19 protein-coding genes and 1 pseudogene are annotated in these 19,877 nt (G+C 56.4%); 10 read left to right on the top strand and 10 right to left on the bottom strand.

From position 1 onward, the window contains the following. Nucleotides 1-8 precede the first annotated feature (8 nt). From AC0L7U_RS06830 to AC0L7U_RS06820, 3 genes are all read right to left on the bottom strand, one after another. The gene (locus tag AC0L7U_RS06830; protein WP_473694822.1) at nucleotides 9-2,258 is read right to left on the bottom strand and encodes a glycoside hydrolase family 2 protein; all 2,250 of its coding nucleotides are present in this window, start codon (nucleotides 2,256-2,258) and stop codon (nucleotides 9-11) included. A 325-nt stretch (nucleotides 2,259-2,583) separates the two neighbouring features. After that, nucleotides 2,584-3,672: a LacI family DNA-binding transcriptional regulator gene (locus AC0L7U_RS06825; protein ID WP_473694820.1), complete on the bottom strand. Its 1,089-nt coding sequence runs from the start codon at nucleotides 3,670-3,672 to the stop codon at nucleotides 2,584-2,586. A 124-nt stretch (nucleotides 3,673-3,796) separates the two neighbouring features. Next, entirely contained in the window at nucleotides 3,797-4,951 is a 1,155-nt protein-coding gene (locus AC0L7U_RS06820; RefSeq protein WP_473694818.1) for a LacI family DNA-binding transcriptional regulator, read from the bottom strand. Nucleotides 4,952-5,397: 446 nt separating this feature from the next. On the opposite strand from AC0L7U_RS06820, the gene AC0L7U_RS06815 reads away from it, so the two are divergent. The 4 genes from AC0L7U_RS06815 (at nucleotide 5,398) to AC0L7U_RS06800 (ending at nucleotide 10,222) form a co-directional block, all read left to right on the top strand. After that, complete coding sequence (locus tag AC0L7U_RS06815) at nucleotides 5,398-6,375, top strand: glycoside hydrolase family 3 protein (protein WP_473694816.1); 978 nt, start codon at nucleotides 5,398-5,400, stop codon at nucleotides 6,373-6,375. Nucleotides 6,376-6,518: 143 nt separating this feature from the next. After that, entirely contained in the window at nucleotides 6,519-7,772 is a 1,254-nt protein-coding gene (locus AC0L7U_RS06810; RefSeq protein WP_473694814.1) for a glycoside hydrolase family 3 C-terminal domain-containing protein, read from the top strand. 74 nt (nucleotides 7,773-7,846) lie between these two features. Then, on the top strand, nucleotides 7,847-9,160 hold the full coding sequence (gene xylA, locus AC0L7U_RS06805; protein ID WP_473694812.1) for a xylose isomerase: 1,314 nt from the start codon (nucleotides 7,847-7,849) through the stop codon (nucleotides 9,158-9,160). A gap of 231 nt (nucleotides 9,161-9,391) precedes the next feature. Next, complete coding sequence (locus AC0L7U_RS06800; RefSeq protein WP_473694810.1) at nucleotides 9,392-10,222, top strand: aldo/keto reductase; 831 nt, start codon at nucleotides 9,392-9,394, stop codon at nucleotides 10,220-10,222. Nucleotides 10,223-10,332: 110 nt separating this feature from the next. Here the strand turns inward: AC0L7U_RS06800 and AC0L7U_RS06795 are convergent, their stop codons facing one another. From AC0L7U_RS06795 to AC0L7U_RS06775, 5 genes are all read right to left on the bottom strand, one after another. After that, nucleotides 10,333-11,325, bottom strand: a complete 993-nt coding sequence (locus AC0L7U_RS06795; protein WP_473694809.1) for an alcohol dehydrogenase catalytic domain-containing protein — start codon at nucleotides 11,323-11,325, stop codon at nucleotides 10,333-10,335. A 73-nt stretch (nucleotides 11,326-11,398) separates the two neighbouring features. Beyond that, the gene (locus tag AC0L7U_RS06790; RefSeq protein WP_473694807.1) at nucleotides 11,399-12,172 is read right to left on the bottom strand and encodes an L-iditol 2-dehydrogenase; all 774 of its coding nucleotides are present in this window, start codon (nucleotides 12,170-12,172) and stop codon (nucleotides 11,399-11,401) included. 302 nt (nucleotides 12,173-12,474) lie between these two features. Then, on the bottom strand, nucleotides 12,475-13,785 hold the full coding sequence (locus tag AC0L7U_RS06785; RefSeq protein ID WP_473694805.1) for an ABC transporter substrate-binding protein: 1,311 nt from the start codon (nucleotides 13,783-13,785) through the stop codon (nucleotides 12,475-12,477). A 139-nt stretch (nucleotides 13,786-13,924) separates the two neighbouring features. Beyond that, nucleotides 13,925-14,212 (bottom strand): substrate-binding domain-containing protein, encoded by a 288-nt coding sequence (locus tag AC0L7U_RS06780; protein WP_473694803.1) that lies wholly within the window; start codon nucleotides 14,210-14,212, stop codon nucleotides 13,925-13,927. Between the two features lie 106 nt (nucleotides 14,213-14,318). After that, a complete protein-coding gene (locus AC0L7U_RS06775; RefSeq protein ID WP_473694801.1) occupies nucleotides 14,319-14,954 on the bottom strand; it encodes a LacI family DNA-binding transcriptional regulator in 636 nt (211 codons plus the stop codon). A gap of 247 nt (nucleotides 14,955-15,201) precedes the next feature. On the opposite strand from AC0L7U_RS06775, the gene AC0L7U_RS06770 reads away from it, so the two are divergent. Genes AC0L7U_RS06770 through AC0L7U_RS06760 form a run of 3 tightly spaced genes read left to right on the top strand, consistent with a single transcriptional unit; the run spans nucleotide 15,202 to nucleotide 17,407 of the window. After that, nucleotides 15,202-16,149 (top strand): tagatose kinase, encoded by a 948-nt coding sequence (locus tag AC0L7U_RS06770; protein ID WP_473694799.1) that lies wholly within the window; start codon nucleotides 15,202-15,204, stop codon nucleotides 16,147-16,149. Next, nucleotides 16,149-16,487 carry a class II D-tagatose-bisphosphate aldolase non-catalytic subunit gene (locus AC0L7U_RS06765; protein WP_473694797.1) on the top strand — a complete coding sequence of 113 codons (339 nt, stop codon included), beginning with the start codon at nucleotides 16,149-16,151 and terminating at the stop codon, nucleotides 16,485-16,487. Before AC0L7U_RS06770 ends, AC0L7U_RS06765 begins: the two co-directional genes overlap by 1 nt. Then, nucleotides 16,484-17,407 carry a class II D-tagatose-bisphosphate aldolase non-catalytic subunit gene (locus AC0L7U_RS06760; RefSeq protein WP_473694795.1) on the top strand — a complete coding sequence of 308 codons (924 nt, stop codon included), beginning with the start codon at nucleotides 16,484-16,486 and terminating at the stop codon, nucleotides 17,405-17,407. Before AC0L7U_RS06765 ends, AC0L7U_RS06760 begins: the two co-directional genes overlap by 4 nt. Nucleotides 17,408-17,490: 83 nt before the next feature. Here AC0L7U_RS06760 and AC0L7U_RS06755 read toward each other — a convergent pair whose 3' ends face one another. Then, the gene (locus AC0L7U_RS06755; RefSeq protein ID WP_473694794.1) at nucleotides 17,491-17,658 is read right to left on the bottom strand and encodes a hypothetical protein; all 168 of its coding nucleotides are present in this window, start codon (nucleotides 17,656-17,658) and stop codon (nucleotides 17,491-17,493) included. After that, a complete protein-coding gene (locus tag AC0L7U_RS06750; protein ID WP_473694792.1) occupies nucleotides 17,655-18,269 on the bottom strand; it encodes a nuclear transport factor 2 family protein in 615 nt (204 codons plus the stop codon). The genes AC0L7U_RS06755 and AC0L7U_RS06750 overlap by 4 nt, the downstream gene beginning before the upstream one ends. Before the next feature lie 91 nt (nucleotides 18,270-18,360). Here AC0L7U_RS06750 and AC0L7U_RS06745 point away from each other — a divergent pair, with 91 nt between their 5' ends. The 3 genes and pseudogenes from AC0L7U_RS06745 to AC0L7U_RS06735 all read left to right on the top strand — a co-directional run. Next, nucleotides 18,361-18,933 carry a LysR family transcriptional regulator gene (locus AC0L7U_RS06745; RefSeq protein ID WP_473694790.1) on the top strand — a complete coding sequence of 191 codons (573 nt, stop codon included), beginning with the start codon at nucleotides 18,361-18,363 and terminating at the stop codon, nucleotides 18,931-18,933. After that, complete coding sequence (locus tag AC0L7U_RS06740) at nucleotides 18,860-19,285, top strand: LysR family substrate-binding domain-containing protein (protein ID WP_473694788.1); 426 nt, start codon at nucleotides 18,860-18,862, stop codon at nucleotides 19,283-19,285. Before AC0L7U_RS06745 ends, AC0L7U_RS06740 begins: the two co-directional genes overlap by 74 nt. Before the next feature lie 210 nt (nucleotides 19,286-19,495). Continuing rightward, a pseudogene (locus AC0L7U_RS06735) lies at nucleotides 19,496-19,852 on the top strand (ABC transporter ATP-binding protein); the annotation flags it as partial. Nucleotides 19,853-19,877 lie beyond the last annotated feature (25 nt).

Genomic DNA, 19,877 nt, shown 5'->3' with positions numbered 1-19,877 from the left:
AGACAGGGTCAGCCGACTGTAAAGGTGATGGTCTGATCGTCGAATGGACGGCACTTGACCGTCAGGCTCAATTCACCAACGCTTTCACCCGCTTCCACGAGAAGGCCGACTGAGCCGCCTTTCAGCGTCAACAGATCAGGACCGATCACGCGTCCATCGCCCTCAAGGCTGATTGCAACGGGGTCGTCAAAAAACGGCAGCACGTTGCCGCATTGGTCAAGGGCGCGGATGATCACGCGCACGGTGTCCTTTGCGGCGGCGCTCAACGACAGGTCATCTGGGACAATCTCAAGCGTCGTTGGCAACGGGCTGGCTGTCAGATCCATGGTTTTGACCGGCTTGCCGTCCACATACCCGGTAATCTTGCCGTCCAGCCATTGTTTGCCCCATTCTCCAAACTCGCCCTTTTCCACGGTTCGGCTGTCGAGGATGACTGGCGGATGTGGGAGATGCGGATAGGTTTCGGTGTCGGGATAGGCTTTTTTCGCAGGCATGTTGCCGATCTGGATCTCGATGTAATCGCAGTTGGTCAGCACGATCAACGGAAGAACTCCGCCGATATTGCGTTCGCCGCGTGCCCAGAATGTCACCGGCTGCATGACCGGACCGTCGACCTTCGGGTCGCTTTGCGAGGCATAGGCGAAGGCCGCGAACTTTGGTTCGCGGTAATGATCCATGACACCGTGGTAGCAGATGCGGTCACCGGATCCAAAATCGGAGTGGGTGTTGTAGTCGTACATGCACCAACCGATGCTGCCGGAGATGGAGGCGTCGCCTGCCGCCGCATTGAGGACCTGTAGATGTCGGGTGACGTGCTCGTTCTGGCGTTGCTCCTGATCAAAGCGCTTGGTCGGGTACATGTGGCCGTTGTATTCTGTCACCAGATAGGGAACCTTGTGATCCAGACCGGTGACGGCCTGCTGGTCGCGCAGGTGCAGGCGCTCGAAGTCGTTTTCCGGAAGCTCGTCCATGCCAAGAATGAAGTCGTTCATCGTGTACACGTCTTCCAGCAATTCGCTGTCGGGAATGCAGCGCACACCGCCGATCTGACGTGTTGTGTCGAGCGACTTGGCCATCTTGTTGGTGGCGACATAGAAATCGTGATCATCAGGGCTTTCGTTGATCCGGACACCCCAGATGATGATGGACGGATGGTTCCAATCCCGCTCGATCATGCGTTTGACGTTCTGAACGGATTCCTGTTTCCAGCCCTCGCCACCAATGTGCTGCCAGCCCGGAATTTCTTCAAAGACCAGCAGACCCAGTTCATCGCACCGATCAAGAAAATACTTTGACTGCGGATAGTGCGAGGTGCGAACGACGTTGCACCGCAGTTCGTGCTTCAGGATATCCGCGTCCTTCACCTGCCCTCGCCAGCCCATGGCATAGCCGAGGTGTGGCCATGCCTGATGTCGGTTGAGACCGCGCAGCTTCAAAGGCTTGCCATTGAGGAAAAAACCTTCAGTGGTGAATTCAACCTGCCGGAAGCCAAAGCGGGCATCCAACGTGTCGCTGCCGGCAGCCGTCTCCAGTGTCAGAGCCAGCGTGTAAAGCGTTGGCGTTTCGATGTCCCACAAAGTGATATCCGACAGGCCATCAAAGACCAGCGACACGTCCGAGTTGATAGTTTCGACAGTTTGGCTGGCGATCACCTTGCCATCTGCATCGGTCAGACTTGCCTTCAATGTGCCTTCAAGCGCGAGCCCCTGCGGGTTGGCAAGAAACACCTTCGCCACAGCCGATTTGCTTGCGCTCAGGACATCAGGCGTTTCGATCTTGACGTTGGCAAGAGACACCGGTGATGTAACTTTCAGCCAGACGTCGCGATAGATCCCAGCATAGGTCAAATAGTCGATCTGACCGCCAAATGGTGGAATTTCAGGATTTTCTGAGCCATCAATCTTGACGGTGAGCAGGTTGTTGCCCTTGGCGAGCTTGTTCGTCAGGCGCACTTCAAATGGTGTGTAGCCATCTTTGTGGGCGGCAATTTCCTGTCCGTTCAGATAGACGACGCTGTCGGCCATGGCGCCATCAAAGACCAGGCTGACTTCCTTGCCGTCAAAGGTATCCTGCCAGAAAATCGTTTTCTGATAGGTGAAAGGTCTCTGAAAACTTGTTTCGTCGAAATAATTATACGGCAGTTCGACGGCGGTATGCGGCAAGCGCACGGTTTCGCCGGAGATTGGAGCCTTCGTCGATTGCGGGTCGAAACCGTCTTTGAAGGTCCAATCGGCATTGAAGCTGGAAATGCTGCGCATGTGAGATCCTGATAAACGGGCCTGACTGGTTCCGCTTGGATGTCAGGCGGAAAACGAAATCTGCATCACGGTGAAGGGCATGTTGTTTGGGCTGGACCGGCAGTGCATCGCGGCACACGTTCGGCTGTGTCGGTTTCGACGCGGAGCTGGCGCGCAGCTTGTTCAATCTCGACACCCTCCCGTGTCGTGGCGTTACTATCGAACAGAGTTGTGAAAACGCAAGTAAAATTTACTAAATATTTTACCAGAAGACAGCGAAGCTTGAAGCAGCGCGTGCACGAAACTGTTTTGCGCCAGACTTTGAACCAGAACAGACATTTGTTTTTCAGGTGCGTTTGGGCTTGCGTGCCGTTGGCGTACGACAACTGTGACGCCACATCATGCGCGCCGGAATGGTGATGTGTTTTGCATAGTCGCGGCCCTTAAATCGTTCAACCAGCAGGTCGACAGCGGTTTCACCAATAGGCTCCGCCGGTATATGCATGGTTGACAGCGGCGGGCTCAGGAATTGCGCCGCTGGAATATCGTTGAGGGAGGCAATGGCGATGTCTTCAGGAATGGCAAGGCCTGCCTCCTGAATGGCCCGGTATGCGCCGATGGCCATATTGTCCGTCGCCGTAAAGATAGCATCAGGCCGGTCGTCAAGAGCGAGCAGCCGTTTTGCCTGCTGATAGCCTGTTTCAAGGTAGACGGTTTGACGAAAATCCGGTGTGGCTCCGGGGCCAAGCAGGTCCGCATCAAAGGTGCCGCGTTGCCGCTGCCAGTCCTGATAGGCCTGATAACGTCGCTCGCTGTGAAGTTCTGCTGCGTCAAGGGTCGAATTATAGCCCCCGATCATTGCAATTCGGCGGTATCCTGAGGTTTCCAGTGCATCGAGAATCTGGCGTGTGCACGCATAGAGATCGGCGATGACGCAGTCATGCGTGTCCCGGTGCGGGTGATGGTCGGCATAAACCAGGGCGTCACATTGCCGGTCGAGGGCCTTGATCATTTTTGCGGGATGCTTGCCGATCACAATGATGCCGGACACTTCTTCAAGCCCCTCGATCAAGCCTGTAAAATCGGCATTGAATACTCTCGTCAGATCAAGTTGTAGCTCCCGGCATCGGTTCTCGATGCCCAGCCGAACGCCGATATAATAGGGGTCCAACAGCTCTTCATCCTGGCGGAGCGAGTGCACCACCGCGACCTTGCGGCCCGTTATGTTCAGCGCAAGCTCATCGGTTGGATTGGCAGTGTTCTGGCGGGTCCGTTTGCGGCTGCGCGGCGTTGCGTAGTTGAGCGCTTCCGCTGTCTCGATGATCGCTTGCCGTTTTGTGTCCGTGATCGACAGGGTCGGATCATAATTGAGGACGCGCGACACGGTTCCAGAGGAAACGCCCACCGCCTCGGCAATTTCGCGCAGCGTGACCATGCGGGCCTAAAATCCTTGCAGTTAAGAACAGTAAATTTTTACTAAGGGAAGGAGCCTCATTTTGCAAGGCCGGCGTCCGCCGGCTCTCTCTGCGTCTGATGGTCCTTTGACCTTTTAAAGGGGGTTAAAATGTGGGTCTGGCCGTGGTGTCCCGCACGATCAGCTCGACTGGAATAATCACATCCGTTTGTGTCTTTCCGGGGTTGATGATCATGTCGGACAGCAACCGCACGGCAGAGAGGCCAAGCAGGGTCAGCGGTTGGCGAACAGTTGTCAAAGCAGGCGGCAGGTGGGCGGAAAGTGCCATGTCATCAAAGCCGACAATCGAGATGTCCTGCGGAATTTGCAATCCCGCGGTTTGACAGGCGGTAATCGCGCCAAAGGCACTGAGGTCGTTGGCTGAAAAAATTGCTGTTGGGCGCGGGGTGAGAGCGAGGAGGTTTTGCGCTGCATTGAAGCCGCCGAGTTGCTGGTAATTGCCATCTGAGACAAGTGCAGGGTCAAAGGCTATCCCGGCGGCTTCCAGTGTCGTTTTGTAGCCGCGCAGACGGTCCTGTGCCGAGACAAACAGACTTGGCCCGGAAATGAACCCGATACGGCGATGTCCCAGGTCAATCAGGTGCTGAGTTGCAAGACAGCCGCCGTGGAAGTTGTCGGCGGAGACGGAGGGAATGCCGTTGGTGCCATCCAGACTTCGGTCGATGGTGACGACCGGCAGCCGGCTGTTGGCGAGAGCTGCGAGATAATCCACTTCATAAGGCAAGACGGCGATTACGCCATCTGTCACCTGTTGCAGAATGTCCAGCATACTACCGACCGGGTGATGCGGTTGGCCGGGCAACGAATAGGCCATCATATCGAGACCTGCACCGCGCAAGGCCGCGCCAATGGCAGTCACAAAATCGCCGATGATAGGGGTGTGCAGATGAGCTGTGACGCCGATGACATTGTGCATTGCACCACTGCGCCCTGCCGACAGTTTTTGCGCCATCCAGTTGACGACATAGCCCATTTCGTTGGCAATGCGGAGAATGTCTTCGCGCACCTTGGGTGAAACGCCCGACCGGTTGTTGATGGCTCGGGAGACGGTCATGCGCGAGACGCCAGCCACGCGTGCGACCTCCGCCAAAGTGGCGGGTCGGTTGGCGTGAAGGCCTTGACTGTCGTTTGTCTCGCCAGCGGATGCCGGGGCTGCTGCGCGCGTTCGGATCTCGGCAGCTCCATCCCCTTGCGCAGGCGCTGCGAAAGCAGAAGGCCGGTCTGGATGGCGAGCAGTCATGCATGAGCCTCACTTGAATAAATCACTGTTCTTGATTGAAACAGAAACCCTAACCTTGCAAGGCCCTCGCGCCATCTTTGACATATTCGGCTGACGCGTCTGGAATTTTTTCCGGGGTCGAAAAAAACAACTCCGAAGACCAAAACGGAGATTGACAATCAAATTACGTTACCGATAACGTTCGCTCGTTCTCGGGAGGGAGGACGCAGTGCATTCGGGAGGATGGAGAGGATGACAGCCTTGCTTTCAAGCACGTGGTTTTGGCGCGCTGAAAACTGGATTGCCGTGCTCTCCGGACGGCGGGTCTCCTGCCTGGTTTCAAACAATTTAGTCGATCAAAACATCAATATCATGCGCGCTTCCCGGGCCGTCTTCAGGCGTGCTTGGTCATTCGTCATCCCTGCCAGCTTTGCAACGTCGTTTGTTTCAAGATGTCTGGACAGCTTATGACCCAAATTTATAAAGACCCGGCACAATCCGTTGAGTCCCGTGTTGATGACCTGCTGGGTCAGATGACGCTGGACGAGAAGCTTGGCCAGATGCATGCCATGTGGCTGGTTCTGGAAGAGAATGGCGAACATCAGGTCCGCAGTGATCAGTTTACCGGCGCAAGTGATCCGGCTACGCTGAAACAGTTTCTCAAAAAAGGTCTGGGTCAGATTACCCGGCCGCTCGGCACTCGTAGCGTTGATCCGGCCAGAGGCGTACGTGCCCTGAACCGCTTGCAGAAATTCCTTCTGGAAGAAAGCCGTCTTGGCATTCCGGTCATGTCGCATGAGGAATGCCTGTCAGGGTTGATGGCCGATGGCGCGACGCTGTTTCCCTCGTCGCTGAACTATGGTGCAACCTGCAACCCGGATCTGATCGAAAGGGTCGGCGAGGCAATTGGCGCTGAAGCGCGCTCCGTTGGATGTCATCAGGGGCTGGCGCCGGTGCTGGATGTGGCGCGGGATGCGCGGTGGGGGCGCACAGAAGAAAGCTTTGGCGAAGACCCGTATCTGGTTGGCGTTCTGGCGAGCCGCTATGTGCGCGGACTGCAAGGTAAAGACCGGCGGTTGCTGGCAACCTTGAAGCATTATGCCGGTCACTCCTTCAGCGAAGGCGGCCGTAATCATGCTCCCATTCATATGGGCTGGCGCGAGTTGAACGATATTTTCCTGCTTCCCTTCGAGATGGCGGTGAAAACGTCAAATGCCGGATCGGTGATGCCTGCCTATCACGACATTGACGGCGAACCCTCACATGCTTCCGCTCACCTTTTGACCAAGGTGCTGCGTGAGGATTGGGGCTTTGATGGACTTGTGGTTGCCGATTATGTCGGCATCAGTTTGCTTTACCAACATCATGGGCTGGCAGCGGATCAGGCAGAAGCTGCTGCCCTGGCTGTTCAACGCCGGATTGGATGTGGAGCTCCCCGGCGATGATTGCACACCGCACCTGAAAGATGCTTTGGAACGCGGCCTGATCTCGATGGACAAGATTGACGAGATTGTCAGCCGGGTGCTGCGGGAAAAGATCTCGCATAGGGCTGTTCGAACAGCCCTATGCAGACGATGGTAAAGTTGCCTTGCAGACGAAAGAGGCCATCGATCTGGCGCGTGAGGTAGCCGAGCAGTCCGTCGTCATTCTGGACAATAACGGTATCTTGCCGTTGGATAAAAACACGAACGTGGCGGTCATCGGCCCGACGGCAAATGATCCGTTGGCAATGCTGGGGGACTATAGTTTCCCGGTGCATTTGATCCAGTCCGACAAGGTCGGCAAAGCCTCAGTCGTGACACCGTTGCAAGGGTTCATGGAGCGGTTCGGGGCGGGGCAGGTCAGTCATGCACAGGGTTGCTTCATTCTGGAAGAGCGCCATGCCGGAGCCCCGGTGTTTCCCGGCGACGTGGATGACAGCACCAGCTTGCAGCAGGCCTCGTCTCTGTCGACCCGTCTTGATCTCATCCCGGAAGCTGTCGCTTGTGCGCAGGCGGCCGATGTCGCCGTGGTCTGCGTCGGGGATCTCTCCGGCATTTTCCAGACAGGAACCGTTGGCGAAGGCTCCGACGTTGACACACTTGATCTGCCGGGCGTTCAGCAAGCCCTGCTGGATGCGATCGTCGCTACAGGCAAGCCGGTGATTGTCGTCATCACCAGCGGGCGGCCTTACAATCTTGGCGGTCAGGAAGATGCGATTGCGGCGCAGGTGATGGCCTTCTTCGGTGGTCAGGAGGCAGGCACTGCCCTGGCCGATGTGCTGTCTGGTACAAAGCAGCCATCGGGTCGATTGACCCTTTCCGTGCCGCGCAATGTCGGTGCTGTGCCGTATTTCTACAACCACAGTCTGAAGAGTTCCGGCACACCGATTGCGCGCCATTTCGGCAGTCGTTACCCCTTCGGACATGGACAGGCCTACACCAACTTCACCTTTGAAGACCTCGTGCTGGAGAACGATCAGGTTGATATTGAAACGGGAGAGGTTGGTCTGTCGTTTGTCATCCGCAACACAGGTGACTGTGATGGCATTGCCGTGCCGCAGTTGTATGTGCGTGACACGCTTGCCTCCATGGTGCGCCCGGTCAAGGAATTGAAGGCCTTTGGGCGTGTCGAAATCAAGGCCGGACAGGCTGCACGGGTTCGCGTCACGGTGCCCGTCGATATGCTCAATTTTACCGGTGCACAAGGCAATCGCATCGTTGAGCCTGGAGCGTTTGATCTCATGGTCGGAGCTTCCAGTGCGGATATCAGGTTGCGCAGCACCGTGGAGGTGGTCGGCAACGTTCGTCCGCTTCCGCGTGACTGGCGCATGGAAAGCCGTTTTGAAGCAACGGCAGTTTGAACACGTATCTTTACGCAAGCCGGGACATATCGGATAGTTCGTCCCGTGCCGAAATCAAAGGAAAGAGATTTAGGATGACTGTTACATCGTTCTTTGGAGATCGCGGACCGCTTCGCTACGAAGGACCGGAGAGCACAGATCCGCTGGCCTTCCGCTACTACGACAAGGACAAGCTTGTCATGGGCAAGCGCATGGAAGACCACCTGCGGTTTTCCGCCGCCTATTGGCATTCCTTTACGTGGCCGGGTGGCGATCCGTTTGGCGGTGAAACGCTGAACCGTCCGTGGATGCACGGCGCCGATCCGCTGGAACTTGCGCGCCAGAAAGCCGATGTGGCCTTCGACATGTTCGAGATCCTTGATATTCCATTCTTCGCGTTTCACGATGTTGATGTGGCACCGGAAGGCGCAACGCTGGCTGAATCTACGTCCAACCTGAATGCGATTGCGGATATTTTCGAAAAGAAGATGGAGACCGCCAAGGTTCGTCTTCTCTGGGGAACGGCGAACATGTTCTCCAACCGTCGCTATATGGCGGGGGCCGCGACCAATCCAGACCCGGATGTGTTCACCTATGCGTGTGGTCAGGTGAAAGCCGCCATGGACGTGACCAAGCGTCTGAACGGTGCAAATTACGTCTGTTGGGGTGGTCGTGAGGGTTATGAAACGCTGCTCAACACCAATATGAAGCGCGAGTTGGACCAACTGGGCCGCTTCCTGTCAATGCTTGTCGATTACAAGCACAAAATCGGTTTTGATGGCCCGATCCTTATTGAGCCGAAGCCGAAAGAGCCGACAAAGCATCAGTATGACTTTGATGTGGCAACCGTCTATGGCTTTCTTGAGCGCTATGATCTGCTGAAAGACGTGAAGGTCAACATCGAGCAGAACCACGCCATTCTGGCAGGTCACTCCTTTGATCATGAAATCCGTCTGGCCTATGCGCTGGGCATCTTCGGGTCGGTGGATATCAACCGTGGCGATGATCTGCTGGGCTGGGATACGGACCAGTTCGCCATGAATGTTCCAGAAGCGGCTCTGCTGTTCCATGAGATCCTCAAGAACGGCGGCATGACAACTGGCGGCATGAATTTCGACGCCAAGATCCGTCGTCAGTCGATTGACCCGGACGATCTTCTGATCGCTCATGTCGGCTCGATGGATGTTTGCGCGCGCGGCCTTCTGGCGGCTGAAAAGATGCTGGAGGAAAAGGCGCTCGAAGGCCCGCTCACGGAGCGATACAGTGGTTGGGACGCGCCTGAATTCCAGGATATTCTGGCAGGTAAGCATACTCTGGAGGATATTGCGGCAAAGGCCGAGGCGCTTGATCCTCAGCCGCGCTCTGGTCGACAGGAGTATCTGGAAGGCGTTCTGAACCGCTACGTGTGAAGGCGCTGATTGCTTTTACTAAATTGAGATGAAATGAGGCGCGAACGGGCGGACACCCGTCCGCGCCTTTTGTTTGATCGTTGAGCTTGCTTGCATGATTTGCAGGGGGTCGTTGAGCAAAACAATGGGAATGTTTGCTTGAAACACCCCGGCAAGATGACCACGTCACGGTTGCTATTCTAGTGGGCGAGTTTTCGGACCCGTCTCATGATTATTTCAGGAGGGTTTAAAGTGGTTACGCAACCTACACTCAAGTTTACGGATGGCCGGTCCATCCCGCAGGTCGGCCTTGGTGTCTGGCAGACACCGAACGAGAATGCTGGCACGGCCGTGGAAGCTGCCCTGAACGCTGGCTACCGTCATATTGATACAGCCGCGATCTATGGCAACGAAGAAGGCGTTGGCGAAGGCATGCGCGCATCCGGCGTGGCGCGTGAAGACATTTTCCTGACGACCAAATTGTGGAACGAAGAGCAGGGCTATGACAGCACGTTGAAGGCTTTCGATAAGAGCCTTGAGCGTCTGGGCACCGACTATGTGGACCTGTATCTGATCCATTGGCCGCGCCCGAGCCATGATCTCTATCTCGATACGTGGAAGGCTTTCGTCAAGCTGCAACAGGATGGCCGAGCCAAGTCGATTGGCGTGTCCAACTTCTGTCAGGAGCATCTGGAGAAGATTATTGACGAGACTGGTGTGACGCCGGTGATCAATCAGGTCGAGCTGCATCCGGATTTCCAGCAGACTGAGCTGCGGGCGTTCCACGACAAGCACAATATCCTCACCGAAAGCTGGAGCCCGCTGGGGCAGGGTAAACTGCTTGAGCAGGGCGATATCGTGCGCATTGCTGAAAAGCATGGCCGCACCTCAGCGCAGGTGATCATTCGCTGGCACATTCAGCAAGGTCTGGTCGTCATTCCGAAATCGGTCAACCCGTCACGGATTGAGCAGAACTTCCAAGTCTTCGACTTTGCACTGGATGAGGAAGACCTGGCAAAGATGGCCAAGCTGGATGCGGCCGACAGCCGTCTTGGACCTGATCCGCGTGAAGCGACGTTCTGATCGTCTAGCCGGATTGAGTAGGCCGGTGAATTACAAAGGCCGCCGTGACATCTGGTCACGACGGCCTTTCTGTTGGGGTGCTTGACCGGGACAAGGGGGGCGATCGCCGGTCAGCGCGCCAACTGTATCTTCATGGCCCCTTTCGGGGCGTGGCTTGTGAACACATGTGCGATCTCATCAAGAGACAGATGATGGGTCACGAGCTTTTCGGCGGCCGGACCAATGTCAGCGAGCACGTTCAAGGCTGCTGGAATGTTGTGGTTCAGCGAATGCGTTCCGAAAAGAGAGAGCTGGCGGCGAAAGATTTCAAAGGGTGAAATTTCGATGCGCGTATCCTGCGGGCAAACGCCGAAATACAGCACGCTGCCGCCATTGGAGACGTAGGTTGGCAGTTTGGCCGCAACTTGTGGCACGCCCGTTGCGGCGACAGCCAGATCACAGGTTTGATGCAAAGCCTTGATCTCGTCCGAGTGGGCGTGGACAGCGGTGCAGCCAAAGGTTTGCGCCAGTGCCAGGCGGTCTTCATCCAGATCGACCACCGTAACCTTGCCGCGTCCGGTTGCAAGCAGGGCCATGCCAAGCAGAAGTCCCATTGGTCCAGCACCAAAGATCAGGCTGTGTTCAATGATGCGTCCGTCCAGCGGGGAGAGGCCATTCAAAACACACCCCAGAGGCTCGGCCAGCGCCGCCATGGACCAGCTCATCGTGCCGATCGAATGCACAGCGCTGGCGTTCACGACGCACTTTTCTGCAAATCCACCGTTCTGGGTGACCCCATAAGCGCCGAGGTTCTCACAAAGATGCGCCCAGCCGCGCTGGCAGGCCTGACAGTCTCCACAGTTGAGGTTCGGGTCAACGACAACACGATCACCAATTGTAACTCCGGTCACGTCGCTGCCGATGTCGATGACCTCTCCCGCAAATTCATGGCCGGGTACAAGGGGGAACGCCGAGCTGCCATAGTTTCCATGCAGAACGTCAAGATCTGTATGACAGATGCCGGAAGCGCGCACGTTGATGACCACGTCGCTGGGACCGGCAATGGGGTCGGCAAGTTGGTCAAGTCTGACCTCATTGTGGGCAGGATAAAGAACGGCTTTCATGAGTCAGACCTTCTTTTACGCTTGTCTGGCTGGAGGATGTCAGGTGCGCCCTCGCAAAGGGCGGTGAACTTCGTCAGCTCATCCAGTTGCCGCCGTCCACGTTGAGGGTCTGTGCGGTGACGTAGCGCGCATCGTCCGAGGCGAGAAAGACGACAGGATCTGCTATCTCTTCCGGGTAGCCCATACGACCAAGCGGAACAGCGTCGCCCACAAGGCGCTTTTTTTCGCCCGGTGCCCGGTGCTCGTATTTGGCGAACAAGGCATCGACTTGATCCCACATCGGTGTATCGACCACGCCGGGGGCTATTGCATTGACCCGGATCTTGTTGTCGGCCAACTCAAGCGCCAGCGACTGCGTCAGGGAAATGACCGCAGCCTTGGACGAACAATATAGAGCAATATTGGGCTCGCCCCGTCGGCCTGCCTGTGAGGAGAAGTTGATGATTGCGCCGCCCTTGCCGCGGGACTTCATGCCCGGCACGACGGCCTGAATGGTGAACAGCGTTCCGGCCACATTGACATCGTACTGACGGCGGTAGTCCTCAAAGGTGATTTCTTCGACCGTGGCCATGTTGAAGATACCCGCGTTATTGACCAGAATGTCGATGCCGCCCCATTTTTCTTCGACCGTAGCGACGCCTGTCTTGATCGAGGTTAGATCCGTCACGTTGAGAGCCAACGCCATCCCGTTGTCGCCAAACGGTGCTGCGGTTGCAGCTGCAGCGTCTTCCTGCAGATCGGACACGGCCACCTTTGCGCCTTCGCGGGCCAGTGCCTCACAGATTGCCTTACCGATGCCACGAGCGCCGCCCGTTACGAGGGCGACCTTGCCTGTCAGTCTGCTCATTTGACCCTAAGTCCTTGATTTTGAGAGAAATGGTTTGGAGAAGAAGATCGCGGTGAGCGGGCTCACACTTTACAAGAAATCCGATATGTCCCGCCTGTCGTCTCCAGCTCGATCCGGCGTCCAGTCAGACGTGGCCTCTGGTGAGGTTGGGCGTTTATCATGGTGGATGTCGGGATCGATCTTGGCCAAGGACGGGTGTCGGTTGAGCCGTCCTTGGCGAAAAGCGAGGGCATGTTTGGGTGAAAAGGGCGGGGTGCAGGATCATGAGGAAATCATCCTGCACCCCTCTTGGGAGGGGCTGATTACTTGATGTAGCCAGCACGCTCCATGGTGCGCTTCACAGACGTTTGGGACTGTGAGAGGGCGTCCGCGGCAGACATCTTGCCCGACAAAGCGGCCGAGATGTTCTGACCAACAGTGTTGCCAATTCCCTGGAACTCCGGAATGGAAACATACTGGACACCCGTGTAGGGCACCGGTTTTTCAGTCGGATGCTCAGGATCAGCCGACTCAATGGATTTCAGTACGGTTGCGGCAAAAGGCGCAGCCTTCTGGTAGTTGGCATTCTTGTAGGTCGAGAGACGTGTTCCGGGAGGAACAGCCACCCAGCCCTTGTCCTTGCCGACAAGCTCGACATACTGCTGCGAGGTTGCCCACTTGACGAATTCCTTGGCAACCTTGGTGTGCTTGGTGCTTTTCGGGATGGCCAGCGACCATGCCCAGAACCACGAACTGCCGTTCTTGACCTTGGCAGTCGGAGCGGCGGCAAAGCCGACATCCTTGGCAACCTTGGACTGGCTTGGATCGTAGACGCGACCGGCAGCGGACGTTGCGTCAATCCAGATGGCGCAGTGACCGTTGGCAAACAGCGACTGGTTTTCGTTGTAGCCGTTGCTGGTGGCACCCGGAGGGCCATACTTGTGCATCACGTCAAGGTAGTAGTTGAGCGCCGTTTTCCAGGCGGGGGAATCGATTTCCGGTTCCCACTTCTGATTGAACCAGCGACCGCCGTTGGTGTTCACGAGCGTGCCGAAGAACGCCATGTTTTCACCCCAGCCCGGCTTGCCTCGCAGACAGATGCCGTACTGTTCTTTGTCCTTGTCGGTCAGCTTGGCGGCGAAGCCCTCAATCTGCTTGTAGGTTGGATGCTCAGGCATTGTCAGCCCGGCCTTTTTGAAAAGGTCGGTCCGATACAGCGTGAAAGAGCTTTCCGCGTAAAACGGCACAGCCCAAAGCTTGCCATCGGCGGACAGGCCCTTGCGGACAGCCGGAATAAGATCCTTGTAATTATAATCGGCGCCAAGATCATCAAGCGACTTTAGCCAGCCGCGCTTGCCCCAGATCGGTGCCTCGTAGGACCCGATGGTCATGACGTCATACTGGCCGCCATTTGTGGCAATATCGGTCGTCAGACGTTGGCGCAGGACGTTTTCCTCCAAAACGACCCAGTTGATCTTGTTGCCGGTTTTCTCTTCCCATTTTTTGGACAGTTGCTGCATGATGATCATGTCGCCGTTGTTCACGGTCGCGATCGTGATCGTATCTGCATACGCGCCGCTCGTTGCGGCTAGGCCCAACGCTGTGGCAGCGAGGAGCAATTTCGAGTGTCTCATCCGTAGCCTCCCTAATCTCCAAGGATGTAAACCGAGGTCAGCTAACGGTGACGGCATCGCCGCGTCAAGTAAATTTTTTACGCGCGGAAATTTTTTGACTGAATTGATTGTGACTACAAGAAGATGTGCCGGTTTGACGTCAGGCGGAATCACGCATGATGAGGCGGCCTTTGAGGCGCATCTGGCGTTGATCTATATCTGTCGTGCCAGCGTCGATCATTTCAAACAGGGTGCTGACGCTGCGATCGGCGATCGTGCTGTAGTCCTGGGCGACGGTTGTCAGGGGCGGGCAGGTGAAGCGCGACAGCGGGTGGTCGTCATGCCCGGCAATGCGCATGGCGCAGGCTGGTCCCCGACCAACCCTCAGGCCTTTTTCGTAAGCGGCAGATAGCAGGCCGATGGCCAGGCGGTCGTTGGCGCAAAGCACGGTGGAGCTCGGAAAACATCGGCTGGAAATCAGCCTGGAGCCTTCGCGGTGGCCGAGCTTTTCAAATTCCCAGTCTGTCGAGTGCGGAGCCGAAAGAACGTGTGGCTCAAAGCCAAGGCGGTCCATCAGCCTGGATATAGGCGTTACGGCGTTCAAGGGCATTGGTATTGACGTGTGGCATCTCAAAGAAGCAGGGCGGCTCGCCCGTGCGGCACAGATAATTCACCATTAAACCAATGCCATGGAAGTTGTCGGCGCCAACGAAAACCTCGTCTTCGCCAAGGCTGCTGTCGAAGATGACTGTGGGAATATCACTTGTGAATTTGCGCAGGCGCTCGACACCGTGGGGTTGTCCAAGCGGGGCGATGACTGCGCCCGCAATGCGCAATGAGCGCAGCATTTCAAGGGCATTTTCCTCCAGCTCTGCTTCTCCGTGTGAGCTGAGGACGATGGCCCAATAGCCCTCGGCGATACAGCGTGTTTCGATGCGCCGCACGATCTCGGCATAAAATGGATCAACGATATGCGGAACGACAATGCCGATGTTTCGAGTCAATTTGCGGTTCTGATTGACCGCAAAGAGGTTTGGCCGATAGTCGTATTTCTTCAGGGCGGCTTCGATGCGGGTCCGCGTTGATGAGCGGACGCTGGATGGATCGTTGAAATATTTGGACACGGTTGGCCGGGAGATGCCGCTGACGTTGGAGAACTCCTCCATTGTGCGAATTTTCTGATCGTCCATTTTTTGGTCCTGTCCATCTGCCTGCAGGTGTTTTACTGCGTTGGCTTTATGATCCTCAAGACGTCCATGCTTGACACAAGTGGATTGATGTCAAGTAAAACTTGACGCGCGTAAAATTATTAGATACGTCCGGATGCATCTTGATGCCGCGTTTGAAATGTGTCGAGGAGGAGGTGGAGGCTGTCGCAAGCGATCTGTATATCTGGTCTGTTTGCGAGTGACTTAGCCCGTTGGGAGAGGAACTGGCGTGAAAAAGATTGTCGTCATTGGTGAAATTCTCGTCGAGATCATGGCAGTGGAGCCTGGAGACGGGTTCCATGAGCCGATCGCATTGATTGGGCCTTTTCCCTCCGGCGCGCCGGCAATCTTTATCGACCAGGTTGCGCGCCTCGGCCAACCCTGCGCGATTCTGTCAGCGGTGGGGGACGATGATTTCGGACGTTTGAATGTGGATCGTTTAAAGCGGGATGGCGTTGATATCTCCGGCATTGCCATTGATACCGAGCGTCCGACTGGCAGCGCCTTTGTGCGCTACCGGACTGATGGCTCCCGCGATTTCGTCTTCAACATTCGCCACAGCGCATGCGGACAGGTGCCAAGTGTTTCGCTGGACAGTCCATTGATCGAGAGCGTTGACCATGTGCATGTCATGGGGTCTTCGCTGTCGAGCACCCAGTTCGTTGAGTTGAACCTGGCCGTTGTTGAAGCAGTAAAGTCGTGGGGTGGGACGGTGTCGTTCGACCCTAATCTACGCAAGGAAATTCTGGATGCGCCGGGTTTGCGTCCCGCCATGGACCGCATTCTCGCGGTGACTGATTTGTTTTTGCCAAGTGGTGAGGAATTGACCCTTCTGACACAGGCCAAGGATGAAGCTGGCGCAATTGCCGAGCTTCTCGATCTGGGTATTCAGGCAATCGTGCAAAAGCGGGGCAGTGACGGCGTGTGTTATGTCGATGCGCAAAAGTCGCTGGATGCGCCTGCTTTCAGGGTTAAGGAAGTCGACCCGACCGGGGCGGGGGATTGCTTTGGCGGCGTATTCACGGCGCTCTGGCTGCGCGGTTTAGATATTTCCGAGGCACTGAGGCTTGCCTCTGCTGCGGGGGCACTTGCCGTTAGCCACAAGGGGCCGATGGAAGGCGCTTTCGATCTTGATACGCTGCGTCGGTTCGCTGACAGCCAGAAAAAGGTTTCGTGATGCCCCATGTCCTTCGTGAACTTGTCGCAACGCATCGCTCCGGTCAGGTCGTGGGCATTACCTCTGTCTGCTCCGCGCATCCGTTGGTGATTGAGGCCGCGTTGCGTCTCGTCAAAGACAGCGGTCGTCCAGCCTTGATCGAGGCAACCTGTAATCAGGTCAATCAGGACGGCGGTTATACCGGTATGACGCCGCGCGACTTTCGCATCTTTGTTGAGGCCATCGCCGCAAAGGTTGGTGTGCCATTTTCCCAAATTATCTTGGGTGGTGATCATTTGGGGCCAAACCCTGGAAGCATCTTCCCCGGACGAAGCTATGACTCAGGGCGACCGCGATGATCGCAGCCTATGCGGAGGCCGGTTTTACCAAGCTTCATCTCGATACGTCGATGGGATGTAAGGGCGAGCCAGTGGCGCTGGCCGATGCCTTGACGGCCGAGCGTGCCGCGCGTCTGGCGCAGACTGCGGAAGCCCATAAGGGCGATGTCGATCCGGTCTATGTCATCGGCACGGAAGTGCCTGTGCTAGGTGGGGCCGTGGAGGCGCTGGATCATATGCAGATCACTACGCCGCAGTCTGTTGCACAGACCTATGATGTGCACCGCACGGCCTTCGCGGATCTTGGTCTGGATGATGCCTTTGCCCGTGTTATTGCGATGGTGGTGCAGCCGGGTGTTGAGTTCGGCCATGCCGATGTCATTCAGTATGATCGCTCGAAATCCCGTGAGTTGACAGCCTGTCTGTCTGGTCTGCCGAATATTGTGTTTGAGGCACACTCCACTGATTATCAGTCTGCGGATGGCCTAAGGGCGCTGGTGGAAGATGGATTTGCCATTCTCAAGGTCGGGCCATGGCTGACTTATGCGTTGCGTGAAGCGCTGTATGGTCTCGACGGCATCGCCGATGTGTTGGAGGGAACCGTGCCAAGCGGACGGCTGATGGCGACAATGGATCAGGTTATGCAGGCGCAACCGGGTCATTGGCAAAAGTATTATGAGGGCGATGATCTGGATCTCTGGCTACAGCGTCAGTTCAGTTACTCGGACCGCATTCGCTATTATTGGCCCGATGCCAAAGCCCGACAGGGTGTGAAAGATCTGCTGGCGCGGGTGTCCAACAAGAGCGTTCCCGCGCCTGTTGCGCATCAGTACCTGCCGTTCGATGCCCCTTCGGTTGCAGCCGGAAAGCTGGGTGAGGCAACATTGATCGACGGTATTCAGGCTATCCTGCGATTGTACGCACAAGCAGAGGCAGAGTGAGGTTCACACTCTGGGAGCCTGCATCCTAGCTCAGGACTGGATGACCCTGTGCAAGGCTTCGCCAAAAGCCGCCGTCTCAAGGGCTAGCCAACGTGGTTGCCCGGAACTGTTTCGATGCGGTACGGCAGGCTTTTGGCCAGATAGCGAGCCGTCTGTGCGTAAAAGGCATTGTCGCTTCTGCTGCCCACCAGCATGGCGGTGGGCGCGCGCAGGCGTCGAAGCAGGTCAAGGTTTGGCACGAAGCCTGTCATGGGAGTGCCTCCGCGAGAATGGGGTATGTTACGCTTCTGCCTTGGAGCCATGCGGTGCCTTCTGCCTTCATGGCGCTTTCCAGATCGCTGTTTTGCGTTGCAAAAGTGCCTTTGACGGGAAAGCCAGCGGTGTCCAGAAGATAGGCGAGCGCTGCGTATTCAATCGGGAATGTCTTGCACTTCTCCTGATCGATCTCGACAGCGCCAAGCGGGAAGTTGAAGCTGCCAAAATCATAGATGCTTTGCCGATGAACGAGCTTCCAGATGCCGTCCCGCTTTTCAACACGGTCATAGAACCGGTTGTAACTGGTGCACCCCAGCGATGCCTTGGCATTCTCAATGATGATCATCGCGTTGGTTTCCACCAGTGCACGATCCCCCTGAAAGGTGATGAGAGGCGAGGCGACCATATGTTTGCTCCGCAGGGCTGACGCGCCCATGCGCATGGAGCCGTTGACGAAATCGGTCGCCAGACCCCGGAACCAGGTGATCTCGATTGTTGCGCCTTCATGAAAGAGACCTCGCAGTTGATCCCATTCGCCAAGATCACGGTGGATCCAGCCCGTCATCAAGGTTGCGATGTCACTCTGATCCTGAACGGTCGTGTTCATTTGTGTCTCCAATCCATTTTGTATTGGATTGAAAATAGGTCGACCAAAGCGATATTTTAAATATATTGATGTGATTGATTGATAACTAAAAGTGATTAATACGATGGACCTGCGTCACCTGAAATACTTCGTTGCGGTGGCGGAAGAGGGGCATTTTGGCCGGGCGGCGGCACGGCTGCATATCGTGCAGCCTGCTCTCAGCAAGCAGATCCGTTCCTTTGAAGAGGAACTGGGCGGGCCCCTTTTCTCTCGCACCAGCAGACGGGTCGAATTGACAGAAGCCGGGCGGGCCTTGTTGCCCGAAGCGCGACGCACGCTGATGCAGGCGGATCGGGCCAAGGCGACCGCGAGTCGTTCTTTGCGTGGCGATATTGGCACTGTGAGCGTCGGCTTTGTGGGCAATGCCGTGTTGACCGGTGTTGTGATCCGCGATCTCAAACTGTTCCACCAAGGTTATCCGGCAGTGCATGTCTCTTTTCTCGAAGCTGCCCCTGACGTTCAGCTAGAGGCTTTGCTTGCGGCGGAAATTGACGTTGCCTATGTGCCGATAGAGCTTGCGGGCACTGGATCCGCAAACGAACCACACGCCTGTGCTGTCTTCGCCGATCTGGGTCTTTGTGAGCGAGAATCATCCGTTCGCCGCGCGAGACGACTTGCGTGTTGACGATCTTTCAGGCCAGACGCTTGTGTTGTATGGCCATGAAAATGAGCAGGAGGGGCGTTTGCACCGTTTGCGCGAAAGTGGGTGTGATCTCTCGCGTGTTCTGTATGTGCCGAGCACCTTGAGCGTTCTGGCGGCTGTTGCGAGCGGCTTCGGAATTGCCCTGGGCCCGGCGGAGGTTGATCGGCTGAAGGTGCCGGGTGTCGTCTACCGTCCGGTGGCGGGGTTGGAGCCGGAAACCTCGCTCAGTGTGGTCAGCCGCAAAAATGAAACATCCGGCGCGGTTCTTGCGTTTCTGGATCTGGTGGCCAGCCGTGGAGATAAGGTGCAAAAGGCCGTTCAAGACCAACGTTAGACACGCGGTCATCTCTGTTGTGTGTCTCTGAACGTGTCTCGCATGTGAAGTGTGTCACCGCTTTGTCATGCTAGGAGGATAATCACCCATCTATTCTACAAGGTAGCATACATGGTCGGTTCCTCTGCACTTGCGGTTTCTGTAAGTGATGTTTCTCTTTCTTATGGCGACGCACATATTCTTCGCAACGTGGGGTTTTCTCTCGAGCGTGGAAAAGTGTTGGCGCTGCTTGGTGCATCCGGATGTGGCAAGACTACCCTTCTGCGTCTGATCGCCGGGCTGGAAGTGCCGACGGCTGGATCGATTTCCATTCTTGGAGAAACCGTCAGCAATCCGGCTGAAGCCGTGTTCCTGCCGCCTGAAAGGCGTGGGCTGGGTTTGGTGTTTCAGGATTATGCCCTTTGGCCGCATATGTCTGTGGCGGCAAATGTGTCCTTTCCGCTCGAAATGCGTGGCGTGTCCAGAGGGGAGCGTGAGGACCGCGTTCGCAAGGCGCTGGATCGTGTCGGTCTGGCGGGTATGGAAACGCGTCAGCCTTCAGAGCTTTCGGGCGGTCAGCAGCAGCGCGTTGCCATTGCTCGGGCAATTGTCG

This window comes from Roseibium sp. 10G30-5 (assembly GCF_055809635.1).
Note: the sequence above shows the minus strand (reverse complement) of the source record. Positions and strands in the feature narration are given on the sequence as shown.